Origin of the sequence: Lacihabitans soyangensis (assembly GCF_024343775.1) — a bacterium.
GTDB lineage: Bacteria > Bacteroidota > Bacteroidia > Cytophagales > Spirosomataceae > Leadbetterella > Leadbetterella soyangensis.
The window spans coordinates 24,292-44,969 of the sequence record NZ_RJUF01000014.1; the positions used below are offsets into that span (position 1 = coordinate 24,292).

Annotated in this window: 15 protein-coding genes; 4 read left to right on the plus strand and 11 right to left on the minus strand. The window is 38.2% G+C overall.

Annotated elements, in window-relative coordinates; genetic code table 11:
• Positions 1 to 45: 45 nt before the first annotated feature.
• The 5 genes from pgi to EGI31_RS07075 form a co-directional block, all read right to left on the minus strand.
• Entirely contained in the window at positions 46 to 1,698 is a 1,653-nt protein-coding gene (gene pgi, locus EGI31_RS07055; protein WP_255036492.1) for a glucose-6-phosphate isomerase, read from the minus strand.
• A 29-nt stretch (positions 1,699 to 1,727) separates the two neighbouring features.
• Complete coding sequence (locus tag EGI31_RS07060; protein WP_255036493.1) at positions 1,728 to 2,486, minus strand: glycoside hydrolase family 25 protein; 759 nt, start codon at positions 2,484 to 2,486, stop codon at positions 1,728 to 1,730.
• 82 nt (positions 2,487 to 2,568) lie between these two features.
• Positions 2,569 to 3,315 carry an acyl-CoA desaturase gene (locus EGI31_RS07065; RefSeq protein ID WP_255036494.1) on the minus strand — a complete coding sequence of 249 codons (747 nt, stop codon included), beginning with the start codon at positions 3,313 to 3,315 and terminating at the stop codon, positions 2,569 to 2,571.
• A gap of 75 nt (positions 3,316 to 3,390) precedes the next feature.
• Positions 3,391 to 4,983 (minus strand): peptide chain release factor 3, encoded by a 1,593-nt coding sequence (locus tag EGI31_RS07070; RefSeq protein WP_255036495.1) that lies wholly within the window; start codon positions 4,981 to 4,983, stop codon positions 3,391 to 3,393.
• 79 nt (positions 4,984 to 5,062) lie between these two features.
• Complete coding sequence (locus EGI31_RS07075) at positions 5,063 to 8,257, minus strand: UvrD-helicase domain-containing protein (protein WP_255036496.1); 3,195 nt, start codon at positions 8,255 to 8,257, stop codon at positions 5,063 to 5,065.
• A gap of 191 nt (positions 8,258 to 8,448) precedes the next feature.
• On the opposite strand from EGI31_RS07075, the gene EGI31_RS07080 reads away from it, so the two are divergent.
• Positions 8,449 to 10,722: a TonB-dependent receptor gene (locus EGI31_RS07080; RefSeq protein WP_255036497.1), complete on the plus strand. Its 2,274-nt coding sequence runs from the start codon at positions 8,449 to 8,451 to the stop codon at positions 10,720 to 10,722.
• Positions 10,723 to 10,735: 13 nt separating this feature from the next.
• On the opposite strand, the gene EGI31_RS07085 is transcribed toward EGI31_RS07080, so the two are convergent.
• Positions 10,736 to 11,320 (minus strand): DUF3471 domain-containing protein, encoded by a 585-nt coding sequence (locus EGI31_RS07085; RefSeq protein WP_255036498.1) that lies wholly within the window; start codon positions 11,318 to 11,320, stop codon positions 10,736 to 10,738.
• A gap of 134 nt (positions 11,321 to 11,454) precedes the next feature.
• Between EGI31_RS07085 and EGI31_RS07090 the strand changes: the two genes are divergently transcribed.
• Complete coding sequence (locus EGI31_RS07090) at positions 11,455 to 12,414, plus strand: methylenetetrahydrofolate reductase (RefSeq protein ID WP_255036499.1); 960 nt, start codon at positions 11,455 to 11,457, stop codon at positions 12,412 to 12,414.
• Positions 12,415 to 12,485: 71 nt separating this feature from the next.
• Here EGI31_RS07090 and EGI31_RS07095 read toward each other — a convergent pair whose 3' ends face one another.
• Both EGI31_RS07095 and proS read right to left on the minus strand, forming a co-directional pair.
• On the minus strand, positions 12,486 to 12,944 hold the full coding sequence (locus tag EGI31_RS07095; RefSeq protein ID WP_255036500.1) for an FKBP-type peptidyl-prolyl cis-trans isomerase: 459 nt from the start codon (positions 12,942 to 12,944) through the stop codon (positions 12,486 to 12,488).
• 19 nt (positions 12,945 to 12,963) lie between these two features.
• Complete coding sequence (gene proS, locus EGI31_RS07100) at positions 12,964 to 14,436, minus strand: proline--tRNA ligase (protein WP_255036501.1); 1,473 nt, start codon at positions 14,434 to 14,436, stop codon at positions 12,964 to 12,966.
• Positions 14,437 to 14,675: 239 nt separating this feature from the next.
• On the opposite strand from proS, the gene EGI31_RS07105 reads away from it, so the two are divergent.
• Entirely contained in the window at positions 14,676 to 16,028 is a 1,353-nt protein-coding gene (locus EGI31_RS07105; RefSeq protein ID WP_255036502.1) for a hypothetical protein, read from the plus strand.
• A gap of 90 nt (positions 16,029 to 16,118) precedes the next feature.
• Positions 16,119 to 17,633 (plus strand): PorV/PorQ family protein, encoded by a 1,515-nt coding sequence (locus EGI31_RS07110; RefSeq protein ID WP_255036503.1) that lies wholly within the window; start codon positions 16,119 to 16,121, stop codon positions 17,631 to 17,633.
• A gap of 64 nt (positions 17,634 to 17,697) precedes the next feature.
• On the opposite strand, the gene EGI31_RS07115 is transcribed toward EGI31_RS07110, so the two are convergent.
• The 3 genes from EGI31_RS07115 to EGI31_RS07125 are packed head-to-tail and all read right to left on the minus strand — an operon-like array spanning position 17,698 to position 20,588.
• A complete protein-coding gene (locus tag EGI31_RS07115) occupies positions 17,698 to 18,435 on the minus strand; it encodes a glycosyltransferase family 2 protein (RefSeq protein ID WP_255036504.1) in 738 nt (245 codons plus the stop codon).
• Positions 18,436 to 18,461: 26 nt separating this feature from the next.
• On the minus strand, positions 18,462 to 19,523 hold the full coding sequence (locus EGI31_RS07120; protein ID WP_255036505.1) for an NAD-dependent epimerase/dehydratase family protein: 1,062 nt from the start codon (positions 19,521 to 19,523) through the stop codon (positions 18,462 to 18,464).
• 3 nt (positions 19,524 to 19,526) lie between these two features.
• Complete coding sequence (locus EGI31_RS07125; protein WP_255036506.1) at positions 19,527 to 20,588, minus strand: NAD-dependent epimerase/dehydratase family protein; 1,062 nt, start codon at positions 20,586 to 20,588, stop codon at positions 19,527 to 19,529.
• Between the last annotated feature and the right edge of the window lie 90 nt (positions 20,589 to 20,678).

Here is a 20,678-nt window from a genome sequence, read left to right on the forward strand (position 1 = left end):
CAGTAATAATTGAAAATATAATACAAAAAAAATAGAGCCGAGGCCCTATTTTCTCCATTTTTTGTAGGTATTGATCAAATTATTGGTCGAAACATCGTGTGAGGTAACTTCTGAATCATCCTGTAATTCGGGATAGATCTTATTGGCCAGCTGTTTTCCAAGCTCCACTCCCCATTGATCAAATGAGAAAATATTCCAAATAATACCCTGTACAAATATTTTATGCTCGTACATAGCCACCAAACTTCCCAATACTTTCGGGTTGAGTTTCTTCACAAGTATAGAATTGGTGGGTCTATTTCCTTTGAAAACTTTAAATGGAGTAAGAAAATCTATATCGCCTTGACTTTTGCCTGCTTTTACAAATTCAGCAATCACCTCTTCTTTGGTTTTGCCATTCATCAAGGCCTCTGTTTGAGCAAAAAAGTTTGACATCAACATTTTATGATGCTCACCAATCGGATTCTGGCTAACCGCTGGTGCTATAAAATCAGCTGGAATAAGTTTAGTACCTTGGTGAATCAACTGATAAAATGCATGTTGACCGTTGGTTCCTGGCTCACCCCAAATAACTGGACCCGTTTGATAATTTACCTCGTCGCCATTTCTGTCAGTGCTTTTACCATTAGATTCCATGTCGCCTTGCTGAAAATATGCCGCAAAACGGTGCATGTATTGATCATAAGGCAAAATAGCGTGCGACTGAGCATTGAAAAAGTTATTGTACCAAATACCCAAAAGACCTAAAATAACCGGAGCATTGCGTTTCAGAGGCGTATTTTTGAAATGCAAATCCATTTGGTGAGCACCTTCCAACAAAGCCTCAAAATTCGCAAATCCAATGTAACAAGCGATTGAAAGGCCTATAGCACTCCAAAGTGAATAACGACCTCCTACCCAATCCCAGAATTCAAACATGTTTTGGGTATCAATGCCAAACTCAGCAACGCCTTTTGCATTGGTAGAAATGGCCACAAAATGTTTTTTGACAAATTCTGCATCCACGGCGGTTTCCAAAAACCAATTTCTCGCCGAATGAGCGTTGGCCATGGTTTCTTGCGTGGTAAAAGTCTTAGAAGCAATCATAAACAAAGACGTTTCAGGATCTAAACCTTTCAAAGTCTCGGCTATGTGTGTACCGTCTACATTAGAAACGAAATGGACATTCAAACCTTTTTTGGCATAAGGTTTCAATGATTCCGTAACCATAACTGGGCCCAAATCAGATCCACCGATGCCGATATTTACTATGTCCGTTATTTTTTTACCTGTGTATCCTTTCCACTCACCCGATCTCACGCTTTCCGAGAAGGCTTTCATCTGAGCCAATACTCGATTCACATCAGGCATTACATCTTTTCCATCTACTATAACAGGCGTATTGCTTCTATTTCTCAGAGCAGTGTGAAGCACCGCTCTACCTTCGGTAGCATTGATACCTTCACCGGCGAACATTTTCTCAATAGCCTCACCCAATTTACATTCTTCGGCCAATTCATTCAAATAGACCATTGTACGGCCATTGATATTATTTTTGGAGTAGTCTAAAAGAATATCTTGAAATTTAAGAGAAAACTTGGAGAAGCGTTTTTGGTCTTCCGAAAACAAATCTTTGATAGTGGTTTTTGAAATGGTCTTGTGGTGGCTTTTTAATTTTTTAAAGGCTTTGGTTTGATCAAACTTTACAGATGTTAACATAAATTGTTTTCTTTGGTGATATATCTAAATTAAAGTATAAACTTCTGGAATTTGTGAGGTGTACCCAAAAAGACATTAAAATCAACGTGAGAGTTAATGCCGGGCACTTTTCCTTTGGCCGAATGTTGCCAAAGAATAAGGTTTTTACAATCGAAGTTATTTTGGTTTTCAGAGACATAGTCTGATATCCAAATAGGATAATCGTCTAGCTTTCCCTGAATATGTTGCCTAAAAATGGGTTTATTGGTATAAATTATTGGTTTTACGCCAACATATTTCTCTACGGTCTCTAGCCAAACTTGTACATTCTTGGAAAGAGCTTTTCTCTCCGCAGCATTTCTACCATTGGTTTCAAAATCGAGCACTGGCACAAAATCGCCTTTTTCATGCTTGGCGTTAATAATAAAATTTAAGGCTTGTAGCTTTGGATCTGTGTAAGGCGTATAAAAGTGATATGCTCCTCTTACAAAACCATTCTCTTTTGCAGAAGCCCAATTGGTTTCAAAATTGGAATCTACCAAATCTCCACCTTCGGTGGCTTTGATGATAATAAACTTGATGAGGTTATTTTCGAGGCGGTCTTCGTTGATTTTTTTCCAATCTATGAGGCCATTGTGTCTGGAAATATCGATGCCGTGTATTTGATACTTAACGGGTATTTCGAGACCGTATTCCTTGTCAAAACGCCAGCCTTGGCCGTCACTAACAAACATGGGATCCATCACAAGCAAGCCTGTAATTGTACCGATATACCCATATCGCCAATAACGTTTAAGGAATTTGAACATTTATAGAAAGACTCGATTTAGAACAAAGTTACAAAAAGAATAAATGTTATGAAATAAAAAAAGCCAGCAAGCTGGCTTTTTTTTACATATAATTAAGGTCGTTATTGGGCTTGAGCTTTATGAGCTTGAGCTTATCTAATATCTTTATAATGGGATATGTTGGATCAAACTCGTGCCATTTCACACCGAAATTGGCTCTTCCGCCAAATTTGTGGTGATTATTGTGATACGATTCGCCCATCATCAAAACATCCACAGGAAGTAGATTTTTAGCGGTATCATCTACATCGTAGTTTCTGTAGCCATATTTATGAGCAAACCAATTGATGATAACTCCATGAACTGGCCCCATTAAAAAATGAATCGGGAGCAACAAAAATACCCAGTAACTTTCAGCAAAATAAAAATAAAACAAAGTGTAAGCAACACCCCAGCCGATTCTAGAAACCCAAGTATCGGCCAGTTTCTCCATGAATTCCCAGTGAGGTACGTTTTTCTTAAACTTGGCCTCCACAGAATCTACTCTATTGCAGATTTCTTGGTAATAGTTCTTGGTTTTCCACATCATATCGAACAAGTTCTTCGAAAAACTAGGCGAATGCGGATCGTGTTCGGTATCGGCGAAGGCATGGTGTAACCTATGCATAACACCATAAGCGTAAGGACTTAAAAATGACGAACCTTGGAAAATAAACGTAAGCCAGTAAAACAGTTTCTCCATGCGAGGACTCATCGTAAACATTTTGTGTGCAGCGTATCTGTGCAGAAAAAACGTCTGAGCAAAAAGCGATAGGTACCAATGAGAAATAAAGAAAATTAAAATAGCCATCAACAATTATATTAAATTAAAACACAAAAATACTCTTCCTAAAATACGTCAAAATATGACAAAAATCACAAAACATTAAGAATTAGCAACATTGAACTCGGAGGTGGTATGAAACTCAACCTCTGGGTTGTTTTCTTTGTTCATTCTTAGTATCCAATCCGTTTCTGCTAAAAAAACAGGGTTGTCGTCTTTATCTAGAGCTATGAAATTAGACTTCAGACGCATGAACTCGTTCAACTTTTCGCTGTCCTTGCTGGTAATCCAACAAGCCTTGGAATATGGTTTACTCTCGAAACGACAAGACGCTCCATATTCATGCAACAATCGGTGCTGAATTACCTCAAACTGAAGCTCACCCACCGTCCCGATGATTTTCCTGTTACCCGGCTGCATGGTAAACAACTGTGCAACGCCTTCCTCCGCCAACTGTGAAACGCCTTTCTCCAGTTGCTTCGATTTCAACGGGTCGGTATTGATTACCTCCCGGAATAACTCTGGTGAGAAACTTGGGATTCCAGTAAAAAACATCAGCTCACCTTCTGTAAGCGTATCCCCTATCTTAAAGTTCCCAGTATCGTAAAGTCCGACGACATCACCAGGGAATCCCTCGTCCACTACGTTTTTTGAGTCTGCCATAAACATGTAAGGATTCGAGAACCTCACATCTTTGCCCAATCTCACGTGCTTGTAGAATTTTCCACGTTCAAATTTCCCCGAACAGATTCGCAAAAAGGCGATTCTGTCTCTATGTCGAGGGTCTATGTTTGCGTGTATTTTAAACACAAATCCCGTGAATTTGTTTTCCGTCGGCTCCACCAACCTTACGCTCGTGTTTCTTGAAATGGGTTCAGGACTAATGTTGCAGAAAGAATCGAGCAATTCTTTAATACCGAAGCTGTTTACCGCACTTCCAAAAAACACCGGGGCAATACTTCCGGCCAAATAGTCGGCTTCTTTGAAATCGTCATAAATGGTCTCGATCATTTCCACATCTTCGCGAAGCTGAGCCGCGTCCTTTACTCCCACGCTGGCGTCGAGTTCGGGCGAATCAAGTGCAATTTCTTTCACGTCGTCTTCCAGCTTGGTTTTATTTACTTTGAAATAGTTCATTCTATTTTCAAGTAAATGATAAACGCCCTTGAAGTCTGAGCCCATGTTTACCGGCCACGTAATCGGACGCACTTTTATAGAAAGTTTCTGTTCCAATTCGTCCAAAAGGTCAAATGGGTCTTTGCCTTCTCGGTCCATTTTGTTCACAAAAACTATCACAGGCGTATCTCTCATGCGACAAACCTCCATCAGACGCTCGGTTTGTTCCTCTACTCCTTTTACACAGTCAATGACCAGTATCACACTATCTACCGCTGTAAGTGTTCTGTAGGTATCTTCTGCAAAGTCTTTGTGACCAGGAGTATCCAAAATATTGATTTTACGACCGCCGTATTCAAAGGTCATCACCGAGGTGGCTACGGATATACCTCTTTGCTTCTCGATTTCCATAAAATCGGAAGTGGCGGTTTTCTTAATTTTGTTAGATTTTACTGCACCGGCAGTTTGAATAGCTCCACCAAACAACAAAAGTTTCTCTGTGAGGGTGGTTTTTCCGGCATCGGGGTGAGAAATTATGGCAAAAGTCCTTCTCTTTTTTAACTCTGAAATAAATGACACTTATTATCTATTTTGTAAATTCTCTGCAATTTACGAAGATTTGTATTCATTATTTTGAAAAAGCATATTTTCTCTATTTTCAAAACGGTAAAGGAATTTTCACAATTTCGAAAGGTTCGAGATAAATAATGATCAATTGGATATTCTTGTAGCCCATCTGCTGCAGAGACTTTCCATAGGTCTGAATCTGGCTTTTATGCTTTTCGCTTTTTTCACCCGCCTTATAATCCACCACAAAAACCTTGTCTTGCACAAAAACTATTCTGTCCGGCCGTTGAACATTATTCCCTTTTGACAAAATCTCGATCTCATTTTTAACCAAAGCTTTGTCGCTGAAAAGAAAGGAAATCTCATCATTCTCTAATACTTGTTTGATTTTTTGCTCTATCAAGGTCCGTAAATCTTCGGTTAAAAAACCGTCTGCCATGAGCTTATTTATGGCAAAATCTACATCGTCCTTGGTTTTTATCAACTCAAAAGCTGCGTGAATAAGATTGCCTAGTGTTATTTTTTGCTCTCTTTCAATCGACTTAAAGTCAGATTCGGTTTTGAGTTTTAGATGATACGTTTTTTCGAAAATCTTTTGAAAGGATACATCAAAAACAACATCATCCTCCTTCAATTTAGTTTTGGAAGTTTTTATTGATTCTTCTCCAAATTTATAGCTGAACTGTCCGCTATTAAAAATGCCCTTTTGTTCTAAAAATGCCTTGAAAGCATTGCCTAAGCCATCCAGCGACCAGCCATCTTTCTTTGGTTTGTAATGACACCAAATATATAACCTATCCACCGGTCGGGTCAAGGCCACGTAGAGCATATTGAGATTCTCAATAAAAATGAGTTCTGTTTGTTTTTCGAGGATTTCAAGTCCGAAACTCACATGTTTTCTAAGCCCAAAAGACAAAGGAGCTGCTTGGAGCGATTTTGTTTCGGACAGTAGCTCAGAATAATCCAAAGCACTTAAATCCATCCAAAGCTCCGACCCAGGCTTAGGCTTGGTATCCCAAGTCAAATAGGGCATGATGACCACCGGATATTCCAGACCCTTGGATTTATGAATACTGGTGACCGTAATGGCGTTTTCAGATTTGTTATTGATGGATAGTTTCTCCTTTTTTTGTTCCCAATAGACCAAAAAATCAGAAAGATTCTTGCTTTTTTTATGCAAAAACTGAAGCTCTACATCTAAAAAAGTAAAGATATAATTTATGGAATTCTGATTTTTAAGCAAGTCAAACTTCTCAATTAAATACTCAGTTACAGAATAGAAATCCTTCTCAAACAATGATTTTTCCTCTATTTTGAATATTTCCAAGAATAAACTCAATGAACCCACACAAACTTCCTTGATGTCTAAATTTTCTAAAACTTTTGGATTCAGTAATCCATAAAACTGTAAAAACTCGAACCTAGCAAAGGTATTATCGGGCTGATGCAAAAACTTTAAGGCGGAAATCAAAAAACTTACCTCCAGATTTTTCCAAATCTTCAGAGAGTCTACTGAATTGATTTCAAAGCCTTGCTTTTGAAGAAAATCTGCAATTTCAGAACCTTGGGAGTTTTTTCGCACCAAAATGGCAATTTCACCAGGTTTGTATCCGTCTACCAAAATCTGATGTATCTGTGAAAGAATTTTTTCCAAAATAGGCTCAGCCTCTTTTTCGACAAATTCCAGACCCACAAAACCACCCTGATTAGGTACAGCAGGGAGGTTTTGGAAATAATCTGAAAAAACATTTGCTACCAACGGAAACTCTGATTGATTTTGAGCGATTACCGACTCAAAAAATGTATTATTGAAACCAATAATCTCAGATTTACTACGATAGTTGACATTTAGGCTTTCGACACTACCTGAAAACGCCACGTTTTCAATCTGAAAATGCTGACCTTCGCCACTTTCAATATTGGCCTTGAGACCTTCTACATTTTTCTTGATGAGGTCAATCATCAACTGTATATTGCCCCCTCGCCACTTATAAATGGCCTGCTTAGGATCACCTACTATCAGATTGGCCTTATTTTTTGAAATGGCATTATCAATCAATGGCAATAGATTGAAAAACTGCATATTGGAAGTATCCTGAAACTCATCAATCAACAAATGGTCGTATTTTTCGCCTATACGTTCATAAATAAACGGAACAGGTTCTTTAACCACTATGTCAAGAATTTTTTTATTAAACTCAAACAAAAACACCTCGTTCCGGTCAGATTTTATGATGTCCATTTCCTCCTTAATCATTACCAAAAGAGGAATTTTAAGTAAATTTTTGTTTACCTCCTTCAGAATGTAGTATTTATCGGATTTAAGACTCAAAACATCTTTGGCGATATTGGTCAAATCCTGTGAAATGTTATCTATAGAAGCACCGTTAGTCGCCCCTTTTTTATACCATTTACCTTCTTCAAAAGCACTAACATGCCTAGATTTTGGATAAGGTAGGTCAGAATAAAACAAATCTTCGGGATATGAAGCGAGTTTTTCGTAAAAGCCAAATACTCCACCCTTGCCATAAAGGAAGTCGTCAAAGCCCAAACCGTTTCTAAATATCAAATCGAGACCTGACTGTGCCAACTCTTGAATCCTATTGAGTGTATTCTTATGATAAGCAATTATTTGGCCTCTAATTTTCTTGATATCCGACAGTGTCAAATCCAGATTTTTCTCAATCAAATACGAACCTTCGTTTTCAAAAATATTCTTACCAAACTGATTGATTTCGTCTATTAAGGTATTCCAGCTTTTGTCTTCTTCTATTTTGTTCAGGGCAAAATCCAAAAGCAATTGGCTCAAATCCTGATTTTTGCCAATCTTTTCTAAGAGATTATCGACGGCCTCACTGAGAATCTGTGTTTGATCAAGATTGATTTCATAATTAAATGGAAGGTCTAAATCAAAAGTAAATGAGCTAACTATCTGATTTACAAAACTGTCAATGGTTTTAACAGCGAAGTCGTTGTATTCGTGGAGTATTTCGTTGTATATTGAAACACCTCTGCTTTTTAAAGTTTCGACAGAAACAGCAGGGAGTTCATCAGCAATTATGCCAAAAATCAAAGAACCTGAGACTTCACTTTCCGATATCTCCTTCAATGCCTTCAAAATCCGCACTTTCATTTCGTTGGCGGCGTCGTTGGTAAAGGTTATGGCCAATATGCGTTGAAAATAGCGAGGATCTTCTTCTTTCAAAACCATTTTCAAATATTCCTTGGTCAGAGTAAAAGTTTTACCAGAACCTGCAGAAGAACCATAAATTTTAAAAAGCGACATAAATGTGTTTTTAGAGAAAGAATCAAAGTTACAAAATAAACCCAGACTCAAATCAAATTAGATTTCGGTTAAAACAAAACGACCATTTTAGGGGTATTAGTAACGAATAAATCCGTTTAACCTTACCGAATTCAAACCTTTTTCCTTATTTTGACTCTATATTTGTGTCGAAAAAAAATTCATTATTCATTATGAAATATTTGTACTTACTTCTTTCTCTAATATCGATTTCAACTTTGGCTCAAAAAGCACAAAACATCAGAATAAACATAAAAGACCAAAATACCAAAGCTCCAATTTCGGGAGCTACAGTACTAGTTAAAAACACAGTATTGTCGGGTGTGGCGAATGAAAAAGGAGAAGTACTTATTGAAAACGTTACGATTGGACGTCATGAGATAGAAATCACATCTGTTGGATACACCAAGTTGATATTAAAGGAGTTAATACTTGAGAACGCAAAAGAAATCGTACTAGATTTGGAAATGCAAGCAAGTAGCAAAACCCTTGACCAAGTTGTTATTACGGCCGCCACACCCAACATGTCGAAGGCAATTACTAGCCTGAATACTATTACCTTTGAGCAAATAATGCGTTTTCCGGCTACATTTTTTGACCCTGCTCGACTAGCCTTTTCATTTGCGGGAGTGGCCAATACCAACGACCAAGCCAACGGCATGTCTATCAGAGGTAATACCCCTGAAAGTATGCAGTGGAAACTGGAGGGCGTTGAAATAGTAAATCCCAACCACCTGAGCAATGCCGGGACTTTCTCCGATCAACCTACACAAACAGGTGGGGGCACAAATATTTTGTCGGCTCAAATGCTCGGACATATGAACTTCCTAACTGGAGCATTTCCAGCCGAATATGGCAATACCCTAGCAGGTGTAATGGACATGACCTACAGAGTGGGCAACAACAAAAAGTTTCAACATACTGCCCAAATTGGACTCATCGGTGTCGATTTATCCGCTGAAGGGCCGCTGAATAAGACCAAAGGAAGTAGCTATTTGTTCAATTACAGGTATTCATTCACCGGTTTATTAGGCTTGATGGGAGTAGATTTTGGTGGTGAAAGTATCAAATTTCAAGACTTGGCTTTCAATTTCAACTTCCCTACTCGCCGCTTGGGTACGTTTATGTTTTTTGGTATGGGAGGCAATTCTTCCAACCAATTTGTACCAAACAGCGACAAAACCTTGTGGGAATCTGAAAAGGACTTTAATAACATAGACTTCTATAGCAGAATGGGCGTGGCGGGCCTCAAACATAGCCTAAAACTTTCTGAAAACTGGAATTTAAAGACGGTAATTGCCAACTCAGGACTAGAAAACTTAAGGGATGCTTACAAAACCAATCCAATATTTAATATCAACTACACCTATCAGGCCCGCAATATCCTCGGCTTTTCGAGTATTTTGAGTGGGAATTTGAATCGAAAATTTGCATTAAAAACTGGTTTAAACATTAATCAATATTTCAACGAGTTCAACTTTAAGAACAACGGAGATTCTTTCTATAGTTTTAGTGGTTTAATGGTTCAACCTTTCGTACGAATTACTAATAACGAAAAAACTAGACTTAGCTATAATGCTGGTTTAGTAATACCACATTATACTTTGAGTCAAAAAACCTATTTGGAACCAAGACTTGGGTTGGCCTATGATGTAAGCAGTAAATTTAGCTTAAAAGCGTCCTACGGACTCCACAGCTACGAGTCTTCTAATCAAAACGCCTATGCCTTGCCGTACAGACCGATTCGTGCACATCACTTCAACCTAGGTTATCAATATCAATTATCTGAAAATCAGGAACTTTTTGGTGAAATTTTCTACCAGAACCTGTTCAATACGCCGGTTTCGAATAATCAATATTTGTCGGTTTTGAATGGATATGAAAACACAGTGGTGGAACTTTCGACCGATGCCAGCAACCTCAACAATCAAGGAAGAAACTACGGTATAGAACTTAACTACCGAAAATACTTGAGCAAGGGTCTTTTTGCATTGATAAATACCACCCTTTACAAAGCCGAATTCTTGGCTTTTGACAAAAAATATTATCAGACCAGATTCAGTGGAAACCACATTGTGAACTTGACGATTGGTAAGGAGTGGTCAAAATCTCCCGGAAAATTCATTGGACTGAACACTAGAATAGCTTGGCTAGGAGGTTTTAGAAATTACGAAATACTTGAGGCAGCTTCCATTGTGTCGAAAAGTACCATTTATAATTATTCTAAACCATTAATAGAAAAAAATCCGAACTATTTCAGGCCGGATTTGAGAGTATATTTCAAGAAATCAAAGGAAAAATTCTCCAGAACCGTGTCTATCGACATACAGAATTTCAATGGACAGAAAAACCTAGCTTACCAATATTATGATGCTTTGTTGGAGAAAGTCACTCCGAAATACCAACTGGGAATGATTCCGATGCTGAATTACAGAATAGAGTTTTAACAGTGGAGAGAACTTATTGTTTCTCTCCATTCATTACCATGTCCTGAACTTTCAAGATTACTTTTGAGACTTTTCCAGCCGAATCTCTTATAAACTCAACAGAACCATCATAGCCTACCACGTTAAAAATATCTTTTTTATCGGTAGATTTAAGAACCGCAGAACCTTGATCTGTTTCTCCAAATAGCTCACCATCCTTCAAAGAAACAGTCATCGAAGCCACCGCACTGTCGTCTGCGAATTTATACTTGCCTAGATATTCGGCCTTCGCATCACTTTGCTTGGTTCCTTTCAACTCAGACCCTTGCACTTTCACCGTTAAAGAAACTACTTGGCCGCTACCGTCTCGATTAAACACCAAAACAGCATTGTTGTTGGGTTCGGTAAATTCATCTTTGTTTTTTGAAGGAAAAATTTCACCCTTGCCTACTCCCTCTGCTTCTGCAAATAGCGTAGAACCTTCTACACTTATGATAATTTTTTCAAACGGGGCCCCATCAAACTTAAATGCCCCTGCATAGTCCAACAAATTGCCGTTTTGAGCACTCACAAACAAAGGAAAAGTTAGGAAAAGAACAATTACAAATAGTTTTTTCATCTTTTTGAAGTATTAATATTTAAGGTTTTTAGATAATTTATCCAAATTTAGATTTTTGGTTTATTTAAATCTGATTTTGGGAAGAAAAATTTTTAAAAAGCATAATTTTGTGTGTAAATCAATCAAATTCAAGAATGCCGAAGGTTGTAGAACACTTAGCCAAAGTAAATGACAAACCCGTATTTTCTATTGAAATTATACCACCGGCAAAAGGTGGGAAAATAGATGAATTGCTTAACGACATAGCACCTATGATGGAAATCAAACCTCCATTTATAGATGTTACCTATCACAGAGAAGAGTACATATCGGTTAAGTCCGATGATGGCACTACGAAAGAAATTAAAACGCGAAAAAGACCGGGAACCGTCGGAATTTGCTCAGCTATCATGCATAAATTCGATGTAGATGCTGTGCCGCACGTGTTATGTGGTGGTTTTACCAAAGATGACACTGAGGATTTATTGATAGATTTGAATTATTTGGGAATAGAAAACGTAATGGCACTCAGAGGCGACCACGCCAAGCCGTTTAGTACTTTCAAACCCAAAACAGACGGACATGCTTATGCAGCTGAGCTAATAACTCAAATAAACGACATGAATCATGGAAAATATTTACATGAGGATGCCGAATACTTATCCAAAAGCAATTTCTGCATCGGGGCAGCCGCTTATCCTGAGAAACATTTCGAGGCAGAGTCACATGAAATCGATTTTGACCATTTAAGAGCCAAAGTGGACGCAGGTGCTGAATATCTGGTAACACAGATGTTTTTCGACAATCAAAAATATTTTGATTTCGTAAACAAATGTCGAGAAAACGGAATTCAAATACCTATTATTCCAGGTTTGAAAATCCTTTCGACTAAAAAACAACTGGATATTCTTCCCAAATTGTTCTATTTAGAAATGCCCTCAGAGTTCGATAGTGCCGTGAGGCAAGCCAAAGACGATAAAGACGCCAGAGCGATTGGAATTGAATGGTGTATAGCTCAGTGTAGAGAATTGATGAAATTCGGAGTGCCAGCACTTCATTTTTACACCATGAGTAAATCAACCACCACGATGGCTGTAGCCAAAGAAATATTTTAAGGAAATCAAAAACTGAAATACAAAAAAAGGAGTCTTTCGACTCCTTTCTTTTATAAGATTCAACTTAAAATTTATTTGATATCTTCAAATTCAACCTCAAGATTGCTTCCGTCTTTGATAGAAACAAGTTCCAAAGCAAAGTTAAGCTCTTGACCGGCCAGAGGATGATTGGCATCCATCAACACATAATCTTCGGCTATTTCTCTGATTATTACAGGAATGGCTTGTTGACCATCATGCATGTTCAAAGTTCCTCCAACTTCTAGAGGCACATCACCAGGAATCCCTGCTTTGTCAAACTTAAATATCATCTGCTCATTAGCAGGGCCATACGCTTCCTCAACACCGATATGTATGTCTTTTTTTTCGCCGATGGCCATGCCCATTACGCCGTCATCAAAACCTTTGATAACCATTCCACTTCCAACTTCGAACTCCAACGGCTCTCTTCCTTCCGATGAATCAAATATAGTTCCGTCATTTAAAGTCCCTTTATAATGAAGTGAAACGATATCCCCTACTTTTACCATTTTTATATTTATTTACTTGTTAATATGCTCTTGCAAAAATCACTCTTCCTTCTGAAGGTTTGCCTGTTAATACACAAACACCAGCTTCTGATTTACTATTTAATGGAATACATCTAATCGTAGCCTTGGTCAATTCTTTAATTTTCTCCTCAGTTTCTGAAGTTCCGTCCCAATGAGCCATCAGGAAACCACCTTCTTCAATTTTGGCCGTAAACTCGTCCCAAGTATTCACTTCGAAAGTGTTTTCCGTTCTGAAATCAAGTGCTTTTTTATAGATATTTTCCTGAATATCATTCAGTAAGTTTTCAAGATATTGAGCAATTCCCTCAATCGAAACAATTTCTTTTGAAAGGTTATCCCGCCTTGCCACCTCTACTGTACCACTTTCTAAGTCTCTCATCCCTACCGCCACTCTCACTGGTACACCTTTTAGCTCATATTCGGCAAATTTCCAACCTGGTCTGGCTTGGTCATCTTTGTCAAATTTCACTGAAATCCCTTTTGATTTCAATTCTTTCAATATAGGATTTATTTTTTCAGAAATTTGCTCCAGTTGTTCGTCGCCTTTGAAAATCGGAACTATAACTACCTGAATTGGAGCCAATTTCGGAGGCAAAACTAAGCCCAAATCATCTGAGTGAGCCATTATCAAGGCACCCATCAAACGAGTACTTACACCCCAAGAAGTTCCCCAAACATATTCTAAAGCACCAGATTTGTCTTGGAATTTCACATCAAAAGCTTTGGCGAAATTTTGACCCAAAAAATGTGAAGTACCAGCCTGAAGTGCTTTTCCGTCCTGCATCATGGCTTCAATACACAGCGTATCCTCGGCACCAGCAAAACGTTCATTGGCCGTTTTCTGACCTTTAACCACTGGTAGTGCCATCCATTCCTCCGCAAAAGTGGCATAAACATCTAACATCCTTGCTGTTTCTTCTTCGGCCTCTACTTTGGTAGCATGAGCTGTGTGACCTTCTTGCCACAAAAACTCGGCGGTTCTTAAAAATATACGGGTACGCATCTCCCAACGCACTACATTGGCCCACTGATTTATGAGTAATGGTAGGTCTCTGTAAGACTGTATCCAGCTTTTATAAGTATTCCAAATAACTGTTTCTGAGGTAGGTCTAACTATCAATTCCTCCTCTAGTTTTGCATCTGGGTCAACAATTACACCGTTGCCGTTAGGATCATTTATTAGTCTGTAATGAGTAACTACGGCACATTCTTTCGCAAAACCTTCCACGTGTGAGGCTTCTTTTGACAAGAAAGATTTCGGAATAAATAACGGAAAATAGGCATTGCTATGACCAGTTTCTTTGAACATGTCGTCCAATGCTCTTTGCATTTTTTCCCAAATTGAAAACCCATACGGTTTAATCACCATACACCCTCTTACTGCCGAGTTTTCGGCCAAATCTGCTTTTTTAACGAGTTCGTTGTACCACTCTGAATAATTCTCACTACGTTTAGGAAGACCTTTAGACATTTTTCAAGTATAGTTTTAATATAAGAAGTAAAAATTGCATTTTACTTATAAAAACTTTTGTTAATTATTTTGTTAACAATAGCCATTAAGGTTGCAAAGATAAGTTTTAATATTATTTTTGTAATGAAATATTTCACTAAGAATGTTTCAAAAAATATAAAAGCCGATGACGCAACCTTTTGGGGTATTTGAGCGTCTAAGTATATATGATTAGGTACACCTTTTTATCTAAAAAAATTATGAAACTTAAAAATTCAGTTTTGTTATTGGGAGCCAGCATTTTCATTGCTTCTTGTACAAACAAATCCCTTCCAACCAGTGGAGAGACTGATGACATGTATGCAACTTCTGCTGATGCTGCACCTGCTCCTATTGTGGCCTCTTCTAATGCTCCATTTAATAAAAACAATGGTGTAAATACCCAGCAATTACCTTACGAAGATGAGTATGACAGAATGGATAGCGGGAATCAGGCGGAATCCACTGACGATTATTACAGCGAGGATTACATAACTTCGCGTGATTTCAAAAGAAAATCTAGTCCAAACCCTGGATATTCAGACGGTTATAGTGATGGATATAGCCAAGGATGGTTAGATAACTCTTGGAGCCAGCCGATTGCAATGGGATGGAACTCGCCCTTTAATAGATTTGGATTTAATTCCTTTTCTCCATTTAACTCAGGCGTATTTTTGTCATACGGATTTGGTGGTGGTTGGAATTCTTGGAATAGATTCTCGCCTTGGGGTTTCAACTCTTGGAACAATCCTTGGATGATGGACTCTTGGGCTTTCAATTCATGGGGATACAGTCCTTGGGGATTCAATAGCTTCTATTCACCTTGGGGATTCAATAGCTTCTATTCACCATGGGGCTACAATAGCTTCAATTCTCCATGGGGTTTCAACGACTTTTATGGCAATGGTTTCTACAACAATTACAGACCTTACTATAACAACCAGGCTATTATTTCCCAAAACTCCTACAGGAATGGGTCTAGAACTTATGGTGCTAGGGAAACCGGAAGAAACTCTTCTAATTACAATGACAGATTTGTAAATACCAATAAACCTGCTGCGACCGCTTCAAGTGGAAGAACATCAAGCTCGGTGAGAAACTCTGGAAATACAAGCACTGCAAATGGAGAAAGAGTTTTGGCAGACAGAAAAAATGGAACTTGGGTAGGCAATACTTCTGGTAACAACACCAACAGTAGTAACCGAACCACTTACTCTAACTCAAGATCTAGTAGTGGTGCTACAGATTCTTACAATCCAAGCTCAAGAAGACCTGCAAGTTATGATTCTTACAACAGGTCGAGCAACTCAGGATCAAGTAGCTATAGCTCAAGAAGTGCCAATACCAATAGTACTGCTCAAGGTAATACCTACACGCGTTCTTCTTCTAGCAGATCATCAGCGAACAATAACTATAGTTCTCCAAGTTATGATCGAGGATCTTCTTATTCTTCACCTAGTAGCGGTAACTCAAGTTATAGCTCGGGATCAAGTTCAAGAGGAAGTAGCAGCAGTGGTGGCTCATCTTCTGGTGGTTCTAGCTCAGGTGGTGGATCTTCAAGAGGACCAAGATAATTTTTAATTAAAAACTCAATTTTATACCCCGCTAATAAACCAATTGTTGTTGGCGGGGATTTTTTTATCCTTTTTTTAAAATATAACACTATGAAAAAGTTAATTATTGGAGCATTTGCATTTGCTTTGGGCATTTCTTCATCGGTGGCACAATTGTCTCTGAATGGTCATTTTTATGGAGAAGACGCCTTGAAATTCTATTCTTATGGCAACTACGGTTCAGCAAGAACACAAGGAATGGGAGGAGCATTTACAGCTCTAGGGGGTGACTTGAGCAGCTCTTACTTAAATCCAGCGGGTCTAGGTTTTTACAATAAATCCGAGTTTACGATAAGTCCAATATTTACGGGTACCAACACTACTTCGAATTATATTGACAACCCTACCAAGCTAAGTGCCTCTAACATGAGCATTGGCCAAATTGGTGTGGTATTTAGTAACAGAGGAGTTGGCACCCGCAAAAAAAGAACCGCATGGAGTATTTCATACAACACTTTGGCAAACTTCAACAATGATTTTTCTTATAGCGGTTCGAATAAAAGAAGCTCTATATCAGACTATTTCGCAGAGAGAGCGACCCAAAGAGGAATAAGTTCAGAGGCGTTGAATAATGAATTTAATACCACTACTCGACTAGCTATGAATACCACGGCCCTAGCCTATCAAGCCTACTTGATAGACCCGGTTCAAGGTGGCGGTTATGTGGCATCAGAACTTTCGACTCCAGTTAACCAAAAAGGAAATGTATCAGAGAGCGGTAACCTTGGACAAATAAACTTGGGATACGGTATCAACTACGACGACAAAACATATGTTGGGGCTTCACTTGGAATTCAGAACCTAAATTATACCCAAATAACAGACTTGACGGAGCAATTTCCTAACGGACAGATTTTCAATGGTTTTACCTTTGGAGACGAACTTTTCGTAAAAGGTACAGGTATAAACCTGAACGTGGGAGTTATAATGAAAGTTAGTGACAACGTCCGATTTGGTGCAAATATCACCAGTCCGACGTCTATGAGGGTAAATGAAACTTATACATCTTATGTGGCTTACGACCAAAAACCAAATACCTTTGAATCGGACGAAAAAGAACTTTTCACTGTACCTAACGACTTCAAATATAGGATTTCGTCCCCATTGAAAGCCAATTTGGGTACTTCGATATTTCTGCCTAAAAAACTAGGTGTGGTAAGTGTAGAAGCCGAGTATGTAGGTTACAACATGATGAATGTGAGAGATAAAGAAGATAATATTTGGTCCACCGACCAAAAAAGAGGAATTCAAAGCGAGTTCAAAGACGTGGTAAATGTAAAAGTTGGTAGCGAATTAAGATTTGGAGTTGCAAGGGTAAGAGCAGGATTGAACTATCTCGGAGATCCAAGAAAAAACAGTGATGCTTTTAATACCAGGTCAACCCTTATTGGAACCGTAGGAGCAGGAATAAGAAATAACAGGTTCTTTGCTGATGTTTCCTACTCTAGAACTTCTAGAGATTTCGCTTTTACGCCATACAACCTTAGCAACGAAACCGACTTTGAATCTGCTACACTGAAGCAGTCAAAAGGTATCGTAGGAATTAGCTTTGGCACGTTTTTCTAAAAACAGAAACATAAAAAAGGCGGTTTTAGTAATTTAAAACCGCCTTTTTTGTTATCGATCAGTATTACCATTTCTTTTCAAAATCCCCTCTAGAAAAGTATTTTTCGATAAAGCAGTACATTAAAATAAAGAAATATCTACTACCCATTTCCCTAATTTTTAACTTAGACTCACCATACTTTCTATTTGTCCAAGAATTGGGTACCACAGCAAAACTAAAGCCCCGGATGATTGCCTTTAAAGGAAGTTCGATGGTAAGGTTAAAATGTGGTGACAAAAAAGGCTTCACTCCTTCTATAGTATGTCTTTTATAAAGCTTAAAAGCATTGGTTGTATCGTTATATTTAATATTCATGACCATCCTGATAATGGCGTTGGCCACTCTATTGATCACTTTTTTAACTCCTGGATAATCAATCGTTTTTCCTCCTTTCATGAATCGACTACCAAAAACGCAGTCGTAATTGCCTGCCATCATAGTCTCATAAAACTTAACAAGATCATGAGGAGAATCGGACAAGTCGGCCATCATAACGGCCACGCAATCGCCCGAAAATCTTTCAAGTCCATATCTTACCGCGTAACCAAAACCATTTGGACCAGAATTAGTGACAAAATTCAGTGCATCATGTTTTGCTTTTAGTGATTCCAATACCTCGAGTGTATTATCCTTAGAATTGTCATTGACCACCAAAATCTCGTAGTTCATCTGTTTTTCAGAAAGAACTGACACCAACTCCTCGATGGTTTCACCAATAGACTCTGCCTCGTTGTAAGCAGGAATGACAATACTTAGCCTCACTTATTTTTGGGTTAATTGATTAAAGCTTATTTGAGTTTTATTTGCTGTGAAAAAATCTGTTCCAGAATATCGTTCAAGTCATACTTATAATTCCAATCAGGATAATGACTTTTGAACTTTGAAACATCCGAAATATACCAAATATGGTCTCCAATTCGATTATCCTCAGCATAGCTGAAGTTCATTTTGTTACCCGTAATTTGTTCACAAATCTCTATAGCTTCAGTCATAGAACAATTTGAATGACGACCACCACCTGCATTGTAAACCTCACCTTGACGAGGATTCATGTAGAAATGATAAAACATATTTACGAGATCATAAGAATGAATATTGTCTCTCACTTGCTTACCCTTGTAACCAAACACAGTGTAATGATTACCGGTTACGGCACATTTCATCAGATAAGACAAAAATCCATGAAGTTGCGTCCCCGAGTGATTTGGCCCTGTGAGGCAGCCACCTCTAAACACCGCCACGTTCATTCCAAAGTACTTGCCATATTCTTGAGCCAACACATCAGCTGCCACTTTTGAGGCACCAAAAAGCGAGTGCTTGGAGTTGTCTATACTCATGCTTTCGTCTATACCATGCTCATAGTAAGCATGCTCCTCAGAGATTTCCCAACGTTTATCTTGCTCAATCAAAGGTAAATAATTAGGGGTATCACCATAAACTTTGTTAGTAGAGGTAAAAATAAATACAGCCTTCGGTGCATGTAACCTAGTAAGTTCCAACAAATTGAGCGTTCCATTGGCATTTATGGTAAAATCAGTCAATGGCTCCTTGGCAGCCCAGTCATGGCTTGGCTGAGCGGCTGTATGTATTATCAATTGAATATCAGAAGCATATTGCTTAAAAACCACCTTTAAAGCCTCATAGTTTCTGATATCTATAGCATGATGTATGTAATTTTGAATACTTTCTTCCAATTCATCCTTGCTTCTTTCGGTAGAAGCATCTTTGCCAAAAAAATAGGCTCTTTGGTCGTTATCTATACCGATAACTAAATCCATTTTGTCAGAGAAAAAACGTACGGATTCACTTCCTATCAAACCAGCAGAGCCAGTAACTATGGCGACTTTCATATTTTACTTTAAAATGTTTTCTAATTGTTTTTCGTTTTTGACAATCCACTGGTGAATGTCAGCAAAAATCTCATTTGCCGTTTTTTTAGGTGACCAGCCTATCTCACGTTCGATTTTAGAATTATCGGTAATGTAAATTCTCAAATCAGCAGGTCTGTTTTCTTTCTCAGATCCTACTGTTATTTTATTTCCAGATATTTCTTCACAAATCTTGGTCATCTCCAATAGCGAAACACTACTATTTACCCCACCACCTGCGTTAAAAACCTTACCAGTAAACTTCGAAATATTATGTATCTGAAAATCTATTAATTCAACCAAATCATCCACATGCAGAATGTCCCGAACTTGCTTTCCAAGGCCACTATAACCTATGTATTTCAGTGATTGTTTCCAAAAATGTTTAGCCATCCAAAGTGTTACCACGCCTTGGTCAGTCTTACCCATTTGTCTTGGCCCAGCTATCACACCAAAACGTGTAATGGCAGCGTCAAGGTTATAAAAAGCCGAATATTCTTGTATGAATAATTCTGATGATAGTTTGGTGGTGCCATAAAAAGACCTCGCACCAGACAATGTAAAATCTTCGGAAATACCCCTACTCGAAATCCCCGACAAAATCTGATTATCAGTGAATGAAAAACGAGTTTCTTCTTCAATAAAGTTGGCAGTTTCGATACTGTCGATCGGATAAACTCTACTGGTGGATAAGAATATAAGCTTAGCCTTGTGTTTAAGGCAAACATTGAAGCAGTTTATCGAGCCGTAAAGGTTGTTGTTGATAACATAACTCGGGTCGGAATTTAAACCGGACATAACTGAAGGTTCAGCTGAAGCCTCTATCAAAACGTCAAAAGCTTCAATGGAATTTAAGTCTTCAACATTTCGAATATCGCCATGTATAAATTCGATATCTCTTTCTTTGAAATCGGCCAGATTCAACTCCGAGCCTCTTCTTTTAAGATTATCAAATGCTATTATTTTATATTTTGGATATTTTTCTTTGAGCTGTATACAAAGTGTAGAGCCTATAAAACCCGCACCTCCAGTAACTAAAATTGTCATTTATGCTAATGTTAACTGTACTTTAAAAGTACCTGATCTTAAAACTCAATATGTGGATTTTGTTGTTAAGCGAATGCAAATTTATCAATA

Coding starts and splice junctions, on each gene's coding strand:
- pgi (WP_255036492.1), bottom strand. CDS start 1,698: ATGTTAACATCTGTAAAGTTTGATCAAACCAAAGCCTTTAAAAAATTA.
- EGI31_RS07060 (WP_255036493.1), bottom strand. CDS start 2,486: ATGTTCAAATTCCTTAAACGTTATTGGCGATATGGGTATATCGGTACA.
- EGI31_RS07065 (WP_255036494.1), bottom strand. CDS start 3,315: ATGGCTATTTTAATTTTCTTTATTTCTCATTGGTACCTATCGCTTTTT.
- EGI31_RS07075 (WP_255036496.1), bottom strand. CDS start 8,257: ATGTCGCTTTTTAAAATTTATGGTTCTTCTGCAGGTTCTGGTAAAACT.
- EGI31_RS07080 (WP_255036497.1), top strand. CDS start 8,449: ATGAAATATTTGTACTTACTTCTTTCTCTAATATCGATTTCAACTTTG.
- EGI31_RS07085 (WP_255036498.1), bottom strand. CDS start 11,320: ATGAAAAAACTATTTGTAATTGTTCTTTTCCTAACTTTTCCTTTGTTT.
- EGI31_RS07090 (WP_255036499.1), top strand. CDS start 11,455: ATGCCGAAGGTTGTAGAACACTTAGCCAAAGTAAATGACAAACCCGTA.
- EGI31_RS07095 (WP_255036500.1), bottom strand. CDS start 12,944: ATGGTAAAAGTAGGGGATATCGTTTCACTTCATTATAAAGGGACTTTA.
- proS (WP_255036501.1), bottom strand. CDS start 14,436: ATGTCTAAAGGTCTTCCTAAACGTAGTGAGAATTATTCAGAGTGGTAC.
- EGI31_RS07105 (WP_255036502.1), top strand. CDS start 14,676: ATGAAACTTAAAAATTCAGTTTTGTTATTGGGAGCCAGCATTTTCATT.
- EGI31_RS07110 (WP_255036503.1), top strand. CDS start 16,119: ATGAAAAAGTTAATTATTGGAGCATTTGCATTTGCTTTGGGCATTTCT.
- EGI31_RS07120 (WP_255036505.1), bottom strand. CDS start 19,523: ATGAAAGTCGCCATAGTTACTGGCTCTGCTGGTTTGATAGGAAGTGAA.
- EGI31_RS07125 (WP_255036506.1), bottom strand. CDS start 20,588: ATGACAATTTTAGTTACTGGAGGTGCGGGTTTTATAGGCTCTACACTT.